Genomic DNA, 15,131 nt, shown 5'->3' with positions numbered 1-15,131 from the left:
ACGCCATGTCCGACGCGACTCCGCTGGGGGCCGACTTCCGGCTGCTCGTCGGGAGCGTCCTGGACTATGCGATCTTCATGCTCGACCCGACCGGGCACGTCCTGAGCTGGAACGCCGGCGCCGAACGCATCAAGGGCTACACCGCCGAGGAGATCATCGGCGAGCACTTCTCCGTCCTCTACCCACCCGAGGACGTCGCCGCCGGCAAACCCCGCCGCGAGCTCGAGACCGCCGTGGCCGAGGGCCGCCTCGATGACGAGGGCTGGCGCATCCGCAAGGACGGCACCCCCTTCTGGGCCCACGTCGTCATCACCGCCCTGCACGACGACACCGGCCGGCTCCGCGGGTTCGGCAAGGTCACCGGCGACCTGACCGAGCGGCGCACGGCCGAGCAGCAGCTCGACGAGCGGCGCCGGTTGCTGGGCCACCTGGTGCAGGCACAGGAGAAGGAGCGCAGGCGCATCGCCTGGGACGTGCACGACGACTCCATCCAGTCGATGGTCGCGGTCGGCATGCGGCTGCAACTGCTCGCCGGCCGGTTGCCGGCCGAGCACACCGCGACGCTCGCCCAGCTCGACGACGCCGTGCGCGGCACCATCAGCCGGCTGCGCGGCCTCGTGTTCCAGCTGCGCCCGACCGCGATCGACCGGCACGGGCTGGTCCACGCGCTCGGCGACTACCTCCGGGACGCGGTTACCGGGTGGGGGGTCACCCCGACCCTGCACGCGGAGCTCGACCGGGAGCCGCCGACCGAGACCGCGATCACGATCTTCCGGATCTGCCAGGAGGCACTCACCAACGTGCGCAAGCACGCCCGGGCGACCTCGATCCTCATCGAGTTGTCCACTGTGGACGATGGAGTCCTTGGCCGGGTGACCGACGACGGGCAGGGGTACGCCCCGCCGGGCACCCCGCCCGAGCCGCACGAGCACTTCGGTCTGATCGAGATGCGCGAGCGGGCGGAGACGGCGGGCGGCTGGTGGACGATCCGCGGCGCGCCCGACCGCGGCACCACCGTCGAGTTCTGGCTGCCGGCCGACCCGGACCCCGGCGTGGCGCCATGACGTCCGAACCGCTGCGCGTGCTCATCTCCGACGACGACCCGATGATCCGCGACGCCCTGCGTGAGGTGCTCGAGGCCGAGCCGGACATCGCGGTGGTCGCCGTGGCCGGGGACGCCGACGAGGCCATCGCGCTGGCCGAGCGACACGCTCCCGCGGTTGCCGTGCTCGACGTCCGGATGCCGGGCGGCGGCGGCCCACGCGCGGCGCGGGAGATCCGGGAACGCTCGCCCGCGACGCGCATCCTGGCGTTCTCCGCCTACGACGACTCGGGCACGGTGGCCGAGATGACCCGCGCGGGCATCGCCGAGTACCTCCTGAAGGGCGCGCCGAACACCGAGATCGTCGCGGCGGTGCGTCGAGCGGGCGCCGGTTGGTTTCGCAGGACGAAACTCTTTGACTCCTAACGGTGGTCGGGAAGGATTGGCCCACCACACTCTCGTTCGGGAGGCGCCATGTCCAAGCGCGGATGGGGCAATGCGGCCGCGGCCGTCGCCCTGCTGTGTACCGCCACGTTCGCAGCAAGCACAACGCCGGCCACGGCGGCGCCACCCGGCGCGAAGGTCAGCGTGGCCGCCGACGAGGTCGCCCTCGTGCGGCTGACTACCCGCCGAGTCGATGCTCGACCAGCTCCTGGCGAGCGGCGCCGACGTCGCCACGTCGGGGCGCACCCCCGACGGGAAGCTGATCGCCGACCTCGTGCTCACCGGCACCCAGCTCGACGGCCTCGTCGCCAAGGGCGCCGAGCCGCTGCAGCTGATCCAGCGCGAGCAGGACGGCACCGCCAGGTACGCGCAGAGCGTGCAGGCCGCGAAGTCGCGGGTCGGCGCCGCCCAGCGCGCGGCCGCGGACACCCTGCAGTTCCTGTCCGCCTACTGGTGGACCACGGACGGCCGGACGTTCCTCGAGACCCGGGTCGCCACCACCGCCGTGTTCGACCCCGAGGTCGAGATCACGGTGGGCTGGCGGACCGCGGACGGCACGACCGGCTCCTTCCCGCTGCAGCGGTTCGAGGACGCCGGCGAGTACCAGTACCACATCGCGTCGCCGCAGCCGGTGCCCGCGAAGCCGGTGCAGGTGACCGCGACGTCGAGCCTCGGCGGTGTCAGCCGGACGATCACCCCGACGCTGTGGCCCGGCGCGACCCCGCCGGAGCTCCCCGAGGGCTACCAGCACGACTTCGTCGACGCGTACATGACGCCGGTCGACATCAAGGCCCGCGTCGCGCGGCTGGCCCGCCAGTACCGGGACCTCGTCGACGTCGTCGACCTGCCCAACAAGACCCAGGGCTACCGCCGCACCGCGACCACCTACGTCGGCGACCCGGCGATCGCGGCGGTCGTCGTCGAGTCCGTGCAGTACGGCGACCAGGGGCCCAACGGCTGGCAGGTCCGCACGGTCGACCCGGGCAAGCCGAACCGGCCCGCGCGGGCCACCTGGCGCGACCGGGTGCTGACCGTGTCGCTCGCGACCGACCGCGACGGCGCGGTCATCAGCACCACCGACCAGGTCGCCGCGCTCATCGGTGCCCGGTTCCCGCAGCGGTTCACCGCGTTCGTCGAGGACGGCTCGGCCGGCAAGGTCATGCCGGTGGCCGGTCCCGCGCGGATGTCCGACGGCCTCGACGCGCCGGCCGGCGTGCCGCACAAGCCGTGGACCGTGCAGGCGCTGCGCATCGGCGCGCACCGGGACGGCTCGCGGATCGGCGTGCTGGCCTACTCCCAGGAGCACGCGCGCGAGTGGGCGACGCCGCTCGTCACGCTGGAGTTCGCGGAGCGGCTGCTCGCCAACTACGCGACCGACGAGGAGACCCGCCAACTCCTGGAGGACGTCGAGGTGTTCGTGATCCCGACGGTCAACCCGGACGGCGCGAACTACTCGTTCAACGACGCGAACTTCCAGCGCAAGAACATGTCCAACCACTGCACCGGGGCTCAGCGCGACCCCCGGTTCGCCGACTCGTGGGGCGTGGACGTCAACCGGAACTACACGGTCGGCTCGGTGTTCGACGGCTACGTGGGCGCGTCGACGACGAACTGCCTGTCCGGCACGTACGCCGGCACCGCGGAGCTGTCGGAGGCGGAGGCCAACAACGTGGTCGACCTGGCCGCGGCGCACCCGAACATCAGGTTCGGGATGAACGTGCACAGCTACGGCGGGTACTTCATGTGGCCGCCGGGGGCGTACGCGATGCCGGGCCGGATCACCCTGCCCCGGCCGTCCACCGAGGAGTCGACGTTGTTCCAGGCGAGCGCCAAGCGCATCGTCGGGGCCATCGCCGGCGGCCGCAGCACGGTCACCTGGCCGTCGCGCACCGGCCCGGTGGCCGACGTGCTGTACTCGGCGGCCGGCAACTCCGCCGACCAGCTGTACTACGAGCTGGGCATCTACGCGTGGGACTTCGAGATCGGCAACGACCGCTGGAACGCGGCGACCGGCGAGTGGGAGGGCATGGGCTTCCAGCCGCCGTTCCCCGAGGCACACGCGGAGTCCCAGGAGTACGCCGACGGCCTGCTGGAGCTGGTCCGGGTCGCCCGTGACCACGAGGAACTGCTGAACCAGTAGCTCCCTCCCGTGGTGGCCGTGGCCGGTTGCGGTCACGGCCACCGCCCCCGGGAGTGGTCCCGGGCCCGCCGTGGTCTGCTGTGGACCATGACCCGACGAGCCGCGGCACTGCTGGCCGCACTCCTGGTGCTGCCCGGCTGCATGTCCCGGACCGGCGGCGCCGCGTCCGGCCCCTCGACCGAGCCGACGACAACGACGACAACAACCACCACGGCGACAACGACAACGACCACCACCACCGCTCCCCCGCCCCCGGCCACGCCACCGGCGGACGGCGGCAACGTGAACGCGTGCACGGACGGCACGTGCGAGGTCCGGGTCACCGCGCCGACCGTCATCCCGGTCGACCCGGCCTTCGGACTGAGCTACGTCAGCCTCGAGACGATCACCGGTGACGAGGTGTCGATGGTGGCCGTGATCGCCGGCGGGTCGTTCACCGTCGGCTGCGACGGCGACCCCCGCTGCGGGACGGGGATCGTCGCGGGCGACGTCCCGACGGCCACCCTCACCGGGCACCCCGGCGCGGTGTTCACGCTCAACCGGGTGCGCCTGACGATGGCCGCGGTCGCGGACGGCGCGGCCACCCTTCGCCTGTCGACGGTCTAGGGTCCCGTGATCCTGGTTCCTTCGCCCTGCCGGGCAACCGCATCGTCCTCGGGCTCATGCAGTACGGCGTGGCGGCGGAGATCGAGGACGACGAGGACGGCACGCTGGAACGGATCCTGGTGCTGCTGGACGGCACCCGGGACGCCGACGCGGTCTGCGCCGAGCTGCCCGACCTCGATCCCGGCGGCGTCCGCGAGGCGATCGCCGAGCTCGCCGCGAACGGGTTCCTCGAAGACGCCGCCGCGCCGCTGCCGATCAGCGAACGCGAGGCGGCCCGCTACGCCTCGCCCCGGCACTACTTCGCCTGGATCGACGACCAGCCGCGCGAGTCGCCGTACGAGATCCAGGCCCGCCTGAAGAAGTCCTCCGTCGCGGTGCTCGGTCTCGGCGGCACCGGCTCGGCGGTCGCCGCGGGCCTCGTCGCGAGCGGGGTCGGCACCGTGCACTGCGTCGACTTCGACGTCGTCGAGGAGGAGAACCTGTGCCGGCAGCTGCTCTACACCGAGTCCGATGTCGGCCTGTCGAAGGTGAAGCGGGCGGTCGAGCGGCTGCGGGAGATGAACTCGCTGGTGCGCGTCACCGGCGAGGAGCTGCGGGCGACCTGCGCCGATGACATCGCCGACCTGATGGCCGGTCGGGACGTGTTCGTGCTGTGCGCGGACGAGCCGCAGCCGGACATCTCGCGCTGGACCAACGAAGCCGCGCTGCGCACGGGCACGCCGTGGTTCATGGCGCTCTACACCGGACCGATGGCGGTGGTCGGCCATTTCCGGCCCGGCGAGACCGGCTGCTGGGAGTGCCTGCACCGCAAGGCGTCGGCTCAGGAACACGTCGCGCACGGCCGCCGGCTGTTCCCGGGCGCCCCGCCGAACGCGGTGACCGCGGCCAGCGCCAATGTCACCGGGCACATGTGCGCGCTGGAGGTGGTCTACCACCTCGGCGGGCTGCGCACCCAGGTGCCCGGCCAGGCGATGCACTGGAACTTCGCGCACTGGGACCACCTGTACCTCAAGGACGTGCCCGATGACCCGGACTGCCCGAGCTGCGGCAATGGCTGACACCCCGGTCTCATCGTCCACAGTGGACATCGGCCAGGACACCGTGCTGCGCCTGCACCCGCTGGCCTTCCGGGACAGCGACGACGACCCCGACCAGGTGGTGGTCGGCCGGGCCGACACCGGCGAGTTCGTCGAGGTTCCCCGCGTCGGCGCGGACGCGGTCCGGCTGCTCGGCGAGGGCCTGACGGTGCGGGGGGTCGCCGACCGGATCGACCGCGAGCAGGACGTGGCGCTCGACGTCGCCGAGCTCGTCGAGGCACTGCTCGAGCTGGGCTTCGCGACCGCCGTGGACGGTCTGGCGGTCGCGGAACCGGCCGACGTGCCGCGGGCGCACCTGCCCTGGCTGCGCGAGCGGCACGTGCGGTGGCTGTTCGGCAGGACCGCCACCGTGGTGTGGTGCGCCGTGGTGGCGGCCGCGGCGGTCACCTGGTGGCGCCGCCCCGAACTGGTGCCGGAAGCATCCGACTTCTACTGGACGCCGTACGTCGGGCTCGCGGTGCTGGTCAACACCGCGCTGTTCTCGGTCAGCCTGAGCGTCCACGAGCTGATGCACCTGGCCGCCGCGCGGTCCTACGGCGCGCCGGCCAGGATCGGGTTCTCCACCCGGCTGCACTACCTGGTCGTGCAGACCGACGTGACCGCGATCTGGTCGGTGCCTCGCCGCCGCCGGTTCCGGGTGTACCTGGCCGGGCTGCGCTCGGACGCGTTCGTGGTCGCCGGCTGCGCGCTCCTCGCCGCGCACGCGGGGCTGCCGGCCGGCGCGCGGGGGCTGGTCGCCGCGCTGGCACTGGTCGTGCTGCTCAGCATGACCATCCAGCTTCAGGTGTACATGCGCACCGACCTCTACTACGTGCTGATGGAGTGGCTGCACGGGCGGAACCTGTTCCAGGACGGCCTTTCCTACGTTCGGTACCTGCGGAGTCGGCTGTCGCGCCGCCCGGCGGCCGACCCGACCGTGGACCTGCCGGCCGGGGAACGGCGCGGCGTGCGGGTCTACGCGGTGGCCATGGCGCTCGGCAGCGTGGTGACGCTCACCGGGTTCGGCCTGTTCGGCCTGCCGATCCTGGTCGAGGGCATCGCGGGCGCGGCGGTCGGCCTGGTCGAGGGGCTCGCGCCGGGTGGGAACCCGATGCGGGCGCTGGACAGTGCGCTGATCATCCTCATCGAAGGCACTCTGCAGGTGATCTTCCTGGTCACGTTCTACCGCGGCCACCGGCACTGGTTCACCCGCCGCCACGGGTGAACCAGTGTCCGGTCGGCTACCGGAAGACGCGCACGTAGTCGATCATCATGTTCTGCGGCAGCACGGTGCCCGGCCCGGGCGGTCCCGGCCAGTCGCCGCCGACCGCGTTGTTGAGGATGATGAAGAACGGGTGGTCGAACACCCATGGCCCCCTGGTCGACTCCAACGCGGCCCGGTCGACGGTGAAGAACGGGTTGCCGTCCACGAAGAACGTCATGTGGCTCGCGTCCCACTCGACCGCGAACACGTGGAAGGCGGACCCGACGCCGGTACCGAGGTCGAGCGGCGCCCCGAAGCCGCCACCGCCGAAGTAGGCCGGCGCGTGCAACGTCGAGTGCACCAGGTTCGGCTCCCGGCCGATGTGCTCGAGGATGTCGATCTCACCGCTGGACGGCCACGGGGTGCCGGCGAAGAAGTTGCTGCCCAGCATCCAGAACGCGGGCCACAACCCTTGCGTCGTCGACGCCTTGATCCGCGCCTCGACCCGCCCGTAGGTGGTGTCGAACTTGCCGTGGGTGTTGAGCCGGCCCGAGGTGTACTGGCAGGTCGTGCTCCCACCGCTGTTCGGGTCCGGCGGGCACGCCGAGCCGGGTGTGACCTCGCGCCGCGCCTGGATCACCAGGTTGCCCGCGCCGTCCATCCGCGCGTTGTCGTTGTTCGTGTAGTACTGCAGCTCGTTGTTCACGCCCGGCCCGACCTCGGGTGTCCACTTGGCAGGGTCCGGGGTGGAACCGTCGGGACCGTTGAACTCGTCGCTCCACACGAGACGGCCGAAGTCCGGCGCTGGCGGGGCCGGCGGGGGCGGCGTCGGGGCGCCGCCGGTGCCGTACACCTGGAACTCCCACAGCGAGTAGCCGTAACCGTTGGACCGCTGCGTGCCGTACATCCGCACGTACCGCCCGGTGCCCGACACGGTCAGCGTCTCCTTGAAGCCGCCGCCCGTGGTCGTGGTGTAGATCGTGCGCCAGTTGGCGTTGTCGTCGGAGACCTGCAGCTGGTAGGACACCGCGAACGCCGGGTCCCACTGCAGCACGACCTCGCTCACCGTGGCGGTGGCGCCGAGGTCGACCGTGATCCACCCGGGGTCGACCCAGCCGGTGGTGGCGCTGGTGGCCCACCGGGTGGCCGGGTCGAGGTCCGTCGCCTTGGCCGGCGTGCACGCGCGGCAGGCGCCGTCGTCCTGGAAGGTCGACGCGGTGGCCGGCTTTCCGTACGACAGCAGGCCGTCCGGCCCGGGCTCGACACTGCCGCCGTTGCCGTAGACCTGGAACTCCCAGAGCGAGTAGCCGTACTGGGTGGCCCGCGCGGTCAGCTGCAGCCGCACGTACCGGCCGGTGCCGGCGATCGCGAGCGTCTGGTCGCCACCCGCACCGGCGCTCGTCGTGTACACGGTGGACCATGCGGTGGCGTTGCTGGAGATCTGCACGGTGAACGCCCGCGCGTAGGCGGCCTCCCAGTTCAGCCGCACCTCCTCGACGGTGGCGCTGCTGCCGAGGTCGACCTGGATCCACTGCGGGTCGGCGAACTGGCTCGACCACCGGGTACCGGCGTCGCCGTCGACCGCGGAGCTGCCCGGGAAGGCTGCCGACTCCGACGAGGACACGGTGACCGGACGGTTCTGGGAGAGCAGGACGCCGGCCGCGGCCGCCTGGCCGGGCACGTGGAGCAGGGTGATCGCGAGGGCGGCGACCACCCCCATGGACAAGAGTCGGCGACGACGTGGCCGCCGGAAGGAAACCGATTTCATGCGTGCTCCTTTGCACGCTGCGGATGCGAACGCCCGAGGCGAACGCCGCCAGCGCGACAGGAAAGAAGGAAGAGAGGCAGGGGGTGCGTGAGAGCGCTCTCTCCGGACAGAGAGTGCCGCCCAAGCTACCTGGTGTCAAGAGTGTCCGGTTCGAGAGGCTGTTCGGCACTGTCCGCTAGGCCGAACGGCGCCTATTTGTTCCTGTGCAGAACAAAATCGTTGACCGGCAGTGTGAGCCACGTCATGCTCTGGTGTGAGAGCGCTCTCTCGTGACCCTGCAAATCCTTGGAGCTCGAGGGAGTTTGTCTTCAATGGGGAAGAAAATGAGATGGCGCGCCTTCGCCAAGATCGGGCTGGTGCTGACGCTCGCCGCCGGAGCACTCGTCAGCGGTGGCCTCACCGGCCAGCCGCACCGCGCGGACGCCGTGATCCGCGTGGCCGAGTTCCCGGCGGACTGCCAGCTGAGCCACCGGCTCCCGGACGATCCGATCGTGTTCCCCGGCCTTCCGGGGGCCTCGCACTCGCACGACTTCTTCGGCAACCACGCCACCGACGCCCACTCCGACTACGGCGACCTGCTCGGGTCCACCGGCAACTGCGACCCGGCGTCGGACATCTCCTCCTACTGGGTGCCGACGCTCTACCGCGCGGACACCACGATCGTGCCGACCGGCATCACGTTCTACTACCTCGGTGAGGGCGTGCAGAACCCGGCCGCGACGCAGCCGACGCCGGTCGGTCTCAAGATCGTCGCGGGCAACGCGAAGGCGACCGGGGACGCGGACAGCATCGCCCGGTGGTCGTGCCTGCACGCCGGGGAGGTGAACCCGTCGAAGAACTTCGTGACGTGCCCTGCCGGCACCCAGCTGGAGACCTACCTGGACTTCCCGCAGTGCTGGGACGGCACGAACCTGGACTCGGCGGACCACAAGAGCCACATGTCCTACCCGGTCGCCGGCAACTGCCCGGCCGCGCATCCGGTGCAGGTGCCGAAGCTGCGCATGGTGCTTCGCTACCCGGTCAACGGTGACCCGTCGCAGCTGCGGCTGGCCTCCGGTGACGGGCGCACGATGCACGGCGACTTCTTCAACGTGTGGCCCGCGGACGAGATGGAGCGGCGGGTGCGCGACTGCATCCGGCCGGTCATCAAGTGCGGCCACGACGGGTATCCACTGTGACGCTGCTTCGCGTCGTCGTGATCCTCCTGCTGGCCACGGGCGGTGGGTTCATGACCGCCGCCTGTGGCCGGCAGGCCCCCGCTCCCCCACCGCCCGCGCCGGTCGCCGAGCCGATCGCGTCGGTGGCGCCGGGCGGGTTCGGGGTCACCGAACGGGCGTTCGTCGATCTGTCCGTCGCGACCGATGACCAGGCGGTGAAGCTGCTCGACCTGGGCGCGGCGCGGGCCGCCTCCCCCGCACTGCGCACGTTCGCCACATCGCTGGCAGCGGCCCGGCGCACGGAGCTCGGTGAGCTTCGCGGGATGCTGGCCGCGGAGTCGGTGACGTACGTGAACCAGCACGAGGGCCACGACATGCCCGGGATGCCCACCGAGTCCGAGCTGACCGACCTGGCGGCGGCCACCGACTTCGACGCGATGTTCGTCCAGCTGACGCTGGCGCACCTCTCGGAGTCCGCGACGGTGGCGGAGTCGGCGGCGAACCAGGTGACCCATCCGGCGACGAAGGACATCGCGACACGGATGGCGACCGAGCGAGCGGCGTCGCTGGTCCGGCTGAACGGTCTGAGCTGACCGTCTGAGTTGACCGTCTGAGTTGACCGTTGACGACCGCGGCCGCGGGTATAAAGAAGCCGTGCCCTCCTCCTCGCCGCGCCGCATCACGCTGGAGGAGGTGGCGAAGGTGGCCGGCGTCTCGCGTGCGACGGCGTCCCGGGTGGTCAACGGCGTGCCGAGCGTGGACGAGACCATCCGCGAGGCGGTCCAGCGGGCCATCGCCGACACCGGCTACCTGCCGAACCTGGCCGCGCGCTCGCTGGTGACCCGCCGTGCCGACGCGGTCGCGCTGGTGCTGCCGGAAGAGGACCGGATGCTGGGCGACCCGTTCTTCGGCCGGGTGGTCCGCGGTGTGATGACGGTGATCGGCCGGAGCGGCGTGCACCTGGTCCTGATGACCACCGGCGCGACCACCCGGTCCCAGGTGGTGTCGGACCTGCGGCGCGGCCGGCTGGACGGCGTGATCCTGATCCATACCGACCCCTTCGACCCCCTGCCGCGCCTGCTGGTCGAGTCCCGCTTCCCGGTGGTGCTGTCCTCGCGCCCGACCCAGCCCCTGCCGATCACGTACGTGGACGTGAACCAGACCGAGGGCGCCGCGCTGGCCGCGAGGCATCTCCGCGCGCTCGGCCGCCACCACGTGGCGACGATCGCCGGCCCGCAGCACACGTCGGCGGGCCAGGACCGGCTGACGGGATTTCGCGACGCGCTGGCCGATCCCGAGATGGCGTGGGTGGAGGGGGACTTCACGCGCGAGAGCGGAACCGCGGGGATGGCCGCGCTGCTGTCCCGGCATCCCTTGCTGGACGGCGTGTTCGCCGCTTCGGACCTGATGGCCCAGGGCGCTCTCGCCGTGCTGCGCGCCCGGGGCCGGCGCGTCCCGCGGGACGTGGCGGTGGTCGGCTTCGACGACAGCTCGGCCGCGCTGGCCTGCGAGCCGCCGCTGACGACGGTCCGCCAGCCGGTGGAGGACATGGCCGCGGAGATGGCGAGGCTGCTACTCCGTCAGATCGGCAACCCCGAGACCCCGACGAGCACGGCGATCTTCGAACCCACTCTCATCCTGCGCGACTCCACCTGACCCCCACCCCGCCCGCAACGCCGCCGTCCCGACCCGCGGCGTCGCCATCCCGACCCGCCGCGTCGCCGTGTCGACCCGCCGCGTCGCCGTGTCGACCCGCGGCGTCGCCGTGTCCGCCATCGGGCCCGTGCACATCGCCGGCCGAGGTCACCCGGCGGCGAGGCGTTCCCGCGCCTCCGCGAGGTCCTCGGCGGTCGGGTCGTCGTCCTGGGTCAGCCGGGCACGCCAGTAGCCGGCGAAGTCGATGCGGCGCTTGTCGATCCCGCGATCGGTCACCAGGTGGCGGCGAAGGGCCCGGACCGCGCCCGCCTCGCCCGCCAGCCACGCGAACGGCGTGCCCGACGGGAACACCGCGGCGCGGACGGCGGGCAGCAACGACGCACCGCCGGAGCGATGCAGCCAGCGCACGTCGGCATGAGGCAGTGGTTGCTCCTCCGCGGGATCGGCCACCTCGACGTACACCACGGCCCGGGCCGACGGCGGCAACGACTCCAGCAGCGTGCCGATCGCCGGCAGCGCCGTCTCGTCACCGGCGAACAGGGACCAGTCGCCCGAGCCCAGGGGGCGCCGGTACACCGCCGAGGGACCGTAGCGGCCGAGCACCTGGCCCGGCGCGGCCGTCAGCGCCCACCGGGTGGCCGGGCCGGTGTCACCGTGGAGCACGAAGTCGATGTCGATCTCGCCGCGCGACTCGACCAACGCGCGCACGGTGAAGCTGCGCATCCACGGCCGCTCGTCCTCGGGGATCGCCAGGAACTGCTGGTACCAACGCATGTCGTCGCCCGACGACTCCGGCAGCTGCGGCATCGCTTGGCCTTCCCGCGGAAAGCACAGCTTCAGCTGCTGGTCCGGCCACGGCTCGAACCCGTCCGGCGCCCGGAAGCTCACCCGCCGCATGCGCGGGGTCAGCGACCGGACCCGCGTCACCTCGAGCAACCCCACAAGGTCCATCACGCCCCCACGTACTCACGCAGGTGCCGGGCGGTCAACGTGGAACCGTCGGCCACCAGCGACGCGGGCGTGCCGGTGAACACGATCCGCCCGCCGTCGTGCGCGGCGCCCGGGCCGAGGTCGATCAGCCAGTCGGCGTGGGCCATCACGGCCTGGTGGTGCTCGATGACGATCACCGTGTTGCCGGTGTCGATCAACCGGTCCAGCAGCGCGAGCAGCTGGTCCACATCGGCCAGGTGCAAGCCCGAGGTCGGCTCGTCCAGCACGTAGGTCGACGACTTCTCGGCCATGTTGATCGCCAGCTTCAACCGCTGCCGCTCGCCCCCGGACAGCGTGGTCAGCGGCTGGCCCAGCCCGATGTGCAGGGTGGCCCCCAGCCTGGCAGAACCCGCGAGTCCAACGCCCAGGACCCGCGAGTCCAACATTCCGAACCGACCGCCCGGGGTCCGGCCGCCACGAGGCCGGCGCGGCCGCGTCGTCACGCGCTGCGCCGCGGTTGCGCCGGGACCGGCATCGGTGGCGCGGCCCCCGTCCCAACCGCACCCGAGGTTGCGCCTACCTGGCCTCCGGCTTGTGCACCCGCTTCGGCGTCCGCAACGCTGGCGTCGAGTCCACACAGGACCCGACGTACGCCGTGATCCCGCGACGGGCCCACATGTACCGGCCCGCGCGGCCTCGGTGACGCTCGTCGCCAGGTCGACCACGCGGCGTGTCCCCCGTCGGGCTCGCGCCAGGCCCGGGACCGTCCCACGTCCATCCCAGGGGCGGAACACCGGAACCGAGCGGGTGTTCGTGCGTCTCAACAGTGATAAATCAGGTGTGGTGAACACCACGCAGGGGTATACCCCTTTGTGGACGAGGAGTTAGCCATGACCGTTCACGCACGACAGCTCGCACGGCTGTGCCGCGAAAGGCTCGCGGCACGCAAGGACCTGCCGACCATGCGCCAGCAGCCGCAGCAACAGCACGCCGCCGTCGAGACTGCCGTCGAGCCCACGAGCGGCACCGCGGTCTCCACCGAGCAGACCGAACAGCCCGCGCGGTAAGCGCGTGACGGAAACCGATCGGGAGCGGCTGCGGACGACCTTCGGCGAGGACGCCGAGCGCTACGACCGCCGCCGCCCGGGCTATCCGGCCGAGCTGTTCGGCGAGCTCACCGCCGGGCCTCGCTCCCGGGTGCTGGAGATCGGCTGCGGTACCGGTCAGGCCACTCTTCCCTTGGCACGGCTCGGATGCGCGGTCATCGCGGTGGAGCTGAGCGAGGACATGGCCACCATCGCCCGGCGGCATCTCGCCGGGTTCCCCACCGCGCGGGTGGTCGTGTCGGCGTTCGAGGACTGGCCGCTTCCCGCTGACCCGTTCGACATCGTGCTGTCCGCGACGGCCTTCCACTGGCTCGACCCCGATGTCCGGATGCGCAAGGCGGCCGACGCCCTCCGCCCCGGAGGCAGCCTGGCCCTGGTCTCGACCCACCACGTGGCGGGTGGCACGGAGCCCTTCTTCGCCGAGGTCCAGCGGTGCTACGAACGCTTCGACCCCGACACGCCACCGGGCTTGCGCCTGTCGAGATCCGACGGCATACCAACGGATTCCACCGAGTTCGACCGGTCCGGCCGGTTCGGCCCCGTTCGCTTCCGCCGCTACGAGTGGGAACAGACCTACCGCAGCCGCGAGTACGAGGACCTCCTGCTGACCTACTCGGGACACCGAGCCTTGCCGCAGCCCCGGCAGAGCGCGTTGCTCGCCTGCATCGCGAACCTGGTCGACACCGGCTACGGCGGGCGGATCACCAAGCGCTACATGACCCAGCTGGCCGTCGCACACCTGCGTTGACGCGCGGTCACCGGCCGTGCGCGATCGAGGATCCTCGAGGCTCGCGACCAACCCGCCGGCCTGATCCAACGTCCATCCACCAATGAAACGCTGGATGAGGAGCTCCCGATGCGAAGAATCATGCTCGCGTTACTCGTGGGGGCCGCGACCGCCATCGCGACCGCCGCCTGCGACTCGAACACCGCGTCGCCCGGATCGAACACGACCACAACGCGCACCACCGAAACGGTAATGGCGCCGTCCACCGCGCGGCCCGTGTCCACCCTCCCCGCGCCACCGCCGACGAGCGCAACGGTGGACGGGGCGAGGACGAACGACCACACGTGCTCGGAAAGCCGCGAATGGGGCACGGGCGGGAAGGACACGGCTCCCTACTCCATCGCCGCGCTCTACCTGGTCCGCGCGGGGCAACACGACTGCTTCGACCGTGTCGTCCTGGACATCAACGGCCCCGCCGAGGTCGGCTATGTGGTCGGGTACGTCCCGGTCGTCACCGCCGACGGGTCCGGCAAGCCGATCCCGGTCGCCGGAAAGGCCGCACTGCAAGTCGTGGTGCGCGCGCCGGCGCAGGGCTTCGACGACACCGGGCACCAGCCGGGCAAGGTTCTCGCCGACACCGGCGACCGCTTCTACACCTCCGGCCGGCTCGCGCGCTGGCGGAGCCTGCGCGAGGTGCGGTTCGCCGGCTTCTTCGAAGGCCAGTGCACCCTGGCCGTCGGCGTCAGCGAGAAGCTGCCGTTCCGCGTCTTCACCCAGCTCGACGAGACCGACAAGGTTCGCAGGCTCGTCATCGACATCGCGCACGCCTAGCGTTTCCGGTCCGGCGCCCGGAGGACCGGATGACCGTCCCGAAGCAGCAGGACCTGCTCGACGTGATCATCGCCGACCATCGCGACGTCGAGGCCGTGTTCGACGAGATCGAGGCGAGCGGCGACGCGCGCAACTGGCTGGCGCTGGTCGACGAGGTGACCGCCGAGCTGGTGCGTCACTCGGTGGCCGATGAGCAGTACCTCTACCCGACCGTGCGCCGCGTGCTTCCGGACGGGGATGCCATCGCGGACCGCGAGATCGCCGCGCACGCGGACGCCGAAGAGGTGATGAAGCAGCTCGAGCGGACCGACGCCGCGGACCCGACGTTCGCGGACCTGGTGCGCTCGCTGGTCGAGGACGTGCGCCACCACATCCGGGAGGAGGAACGCGACCTGCTGCCCCGGCTGCGGTCGGCGTGCGAGGAGGTGGAGCTGCGGGAGCTCG

The 15,131-nt window shown here is 71.6% G+C and carries 15 protein-coding genes and 1 pseudogene; 13 read left to right on the top strand and 3 right to left on the bottom strand.

The window, feature by feature from the left end; genetic code table 11:
- The first annotated feature begins 5 nt into the window (after positions 1-5).
- From GEV28_RS14975 to GEV28_RS14950, 6 genes are all read left to right on the top strand, one after another.
- A complete protein-coding gene (locus tag GEV28_RS14975) occupies positions 6-1,064 on the top strand; it encodes a PAS domain-containing sensor histidine kinase (RefSeq protein ID WP_291412672.1) in 1,059 nt (352 codons plus the stop codon).
- Positions 1,061-1,468: a response regulator transcription factor gene (locus GEV28_RS14970; RefSeq protein ID WP_291412671.1), complete on the top strand. Its 408-nt coding sequence runs from the start codon at positions 1,061-1,063 to the stop codon at positions 1,466-1,468. The genes GEV28_RS14975 and GEV28_RS14970 overlap by 4 nt, the downstream gene beginning before the upstream one ends.
- Before the next feature lie 211 nt (positions 1,469-1,679).
- Entirely contained in the window at positions 1,680-3,626 is a 1,947-nt protein-coding gene (locus GEV28_RS14965) for a M14 family zinc carboxypeptidase (RefSeq protein ID WP_291412670.1), read from the top strand.
- Positions 3,627-3,713: 87 nt separating this feature from the next.
- Entirely contained in the window at positions 3,714-4,232 is a 519-nt protein-coding gene (locus tag GEV28_RS14960; RefSeq protein ID WP_291412669.1) for a hypothetical protein, read from the top strand.
- A gap of 56 nt (positions 4,233-4,288) precedes the next feature.
- Positions 4,289-5,290, top strand: coding sequence for a TOMM precursor leader peptide-binding protein (locus GEV28_RS14955; protein WP_291412668.1), 1,002 nt, complete (start codon positions 4,289-4,291; stop codon positions 5,288-5,290).
- Positions 5,283-6,533, top strand: coding sequence for a hypothetical protein (locus GEV28_RS14950; protein ID WP_291412667.1), 1,251 nt, complete (start codon positions 5,283-5,285; stop codon positions 6,531-6,533). The genes GEV28_RS14955 and GEV28_RS14950 overlap by 8 nt, the downstream gene beginning before the upstream one ends.
- A gap of 16 nt (positions 6,534-6,549) precedes the next feature.
- Here the strand turns inward: GEV28_RS14950 and GEV28_RS14945 are convergent, their stop codons facing one another.
- Entirely contained in the window at positions 6,550-8,280 is a 1,731-nt protein-coding gene (locus GEV28_RS14945; protein ID WP_291412666.1) for a discoidin domain-containing protein, read from the bottom strand.
- Positions 8,281-8,603: 323 nt separating this feature from the next.
- Here GEV28_RS14945 and GEV28_RS14940 point away from each other — a divergent pair, with 323 nt between their 5' ends.
- Genes GEV28_RS14940 through GEV28_RS14930 form a run of 3 tightly spaced genes read left to right on the top strand, consistent with a single transcriptional unit; the run spans position 8,604 to position 11,093 of the window.
- Positions 8,604-9,458, top strand: a complete 855-nt coding sequence (locus GEV28_RS14940) for a DUF1996 domain-containing protein (RefSeq protein WP_291412665.1) — start codon at positions 8,604-8,606, stop codon at positions 9,456-9,458.
- Complete coding sequence (locus GEV28_RS14935) at positions 9,455-10,030, top strand: DUF305 domain-containing protein (RefSeq protein ID WP_291412664.1); 576 nt, start codon at positions 9,455-9,457, stop codon at positions 10,028-10,030. The genes GEV28_RS14940 and GEV28_RS14935 overlap by 4 nt, the downstream gene beginning before the upstream one ends.
- Positions 10,031-10,052: 22 nt before the next feature.
- Positions 10,053-11,093 carry a LacI family DNA-binding transcriptional regulator gene (locus tag GEV28_RS14930; RefSeq protein WP_291412663.1) on the top strand — a complete coding sequence of 347 codons (1,041 nt, stop codon included), beginning with the start codon at positions 10,053-10,055 and terminating at the stop codon, positions 11,091-11,093.
- Between the two features lie 147 nt (positions 11,094-11,240).
- Here GEV28_RS14930 and GEV28_RS14925 read toward each other — a convergent pair whose 3' ends face one another.
- On the bottom strand, positions 11,241-12,044 hold the full coding sequence (locus GEV28_RS14925; RefSeq protein WP_291412708.1) for a siderophore-interacting protein: 804 nt from the start codon (positions 12,042-12,044) through the stop codon (positions 11,241-11,243).
- Positions 12,044-12,406, bottom strand: a pseudogene (locus tag GEV28_RS14920) (ATP-binding cassette domain-containing protein); the annotation flags it as partial. The pseudogene GEV28_RS14920 and the gene GEV28_RS14925, both read right to left, overlap by 1 nt.
- 507 nt (positions 12,407-12,913) lie before the next feature.
- On the opposite strand from GEV28_RS14920, the gene GEV28_RS14915 reads away from it, so the two are divergent.
- The 4 genes from GEV28_RS14915 to GEV28_RS14900 all read left to right on the top strand — a co-directional run.
- Positions 12,914-13,090 (top strand): hypothetical protein, encoded by a 177-nt coding sequence (locus tag GEV28_RS14915; RefSeq protein ID WP_291412662.1) that lies wholly within the window; start codon positions 12,914-12,916, stop codon positions 13,088-13,090.
- A 4-nt stretch (positions 13,091-13,094) separates the two neighbouring features.
- Positions 13,095-13,877 carry a class I SAM-dependent methyltransferase gene (locus GEV28_RS14910; RefSeq protein WP_291412661.1) on the top strand — a complete coding sequence of 261 codons (783 nt, stop codon included), beginning with the start codon at positions 13,095-13,097 and terminating at the stop codon, positions 13,875-13,877.
- A gap of 108 nt (positions 13,878-13,985) precedes the next feature.
- Positions 13,986-14,687, top strand: coding sequence for a hypothetical protein (locus tag GEV28_RS14905; RefSeq protein ID WP_291412660.1), 702 nt, complete (start codon positions 13,986-13,988; stop codon positions 14,685-14,687).
- A 29-nt stretch (positions 14,688-14,716) separates the two neighbouring features.
- On the top strand, positions 14,717-15,131 hold a 415-nt coding region (locus GEV28_RS14900; RefSeq protein ID WP_291412659.1), incomplete at its 3' end, for a hemerythrin domain-containing protein.

Source organism: Actinophytocola sp. (assembly GCF_009379765.1).
Taxonomy (GTDB): Bacteria; Actinomycetota; Actinomycetes; order Mycobacteriales; family Pseudonocardiaceae; genus Actinophytocola.
This window is presented reverse-complemented; position numbering and strand designations above follow the sequence as displayed.

Excerpts from the sequence above, each read along its gene's own strand:
- GEV28_RS14975 (WP_291412672.1), top strand. The coding sequence starts at position 6 with ATGTCCGACGCGACTCCGCTGGGGGCCGACTTCCGGCTGCTCGTCGGG.
- GEV28_RS14970 (WP_291412671.1), top strand. The coding sequence starts at position 1,061 with ATGACGTCCGAACCGCTGCGCGTGCTCATCTCCGACGACGACCCGATG.
- GEV28_RS14965 (WP_291412670.1), top strand. The coding sequence starts at position 1,680 with ATGCTCGACCAGCTCCTGGCGAGCGGCGCCGACGTCGCCACGTCGGGG.
- GEV28_RS14960 (WP_291412669.1), top strand. The coding sequence starts at position 3,714 with ATGACCCGACGAGCCGCGGCACTGCTGGCCGCACTCCTGGTGCTGCCC.
- GEV28_RS14955 (WP_291412668.1), top strand. The coding sequence starts at position 4,289 with ATGCAGTACGGCGTGGCGGCGGAGATCGAGGACGACGAGGACGGCACG.
- GEV28_RS14950 (WP_291412667.1), top strand. The coding sequence starts at position 5,283 with ATGGCTGACACCCCGGTCTCATCGTCCACAGTGGACATCGGCCAGGAC.
- GEV28_RS14945 (WP_291412666.1), bottom strand. The coding sequence starts at position 8,280 with ATGAAATCGGTTTCCTTCCGGCGGCCACGTCGTCGCCGACTCTTGTCC.
- GEV28_RS14940 (WP_291412665.1), top strand. The coding sequence starts at position 8,604 with ATGAGATGGCGCGCCTTCGCCAAGATCGGGCTGGTGCTGACGCTCGCC.
- GEV28_RS14925 (WP_291412708.1), bottom strand. The coding sequence starts at position 12,044 with ATGGACCTTGTGGGGTTGCTCGAGGTGACGCGGGTCCGGTCGCTGACC.
- GEV28_RS14915 (WP_291412662.1), top strand. The coding sequence starts at position 12,914 with ATGACCGTTCACGCACGACAGCTCGCACGGCTGTGCCGCGAAAGGCTC.
- GEV28_RS14905 (WP_291412660.1), top strand. The coding sequence starts at position 13,986 with ATGCGAAGAATCATGCTCGCGTTACTCGTGGGGGCCGCGACCGCCATC.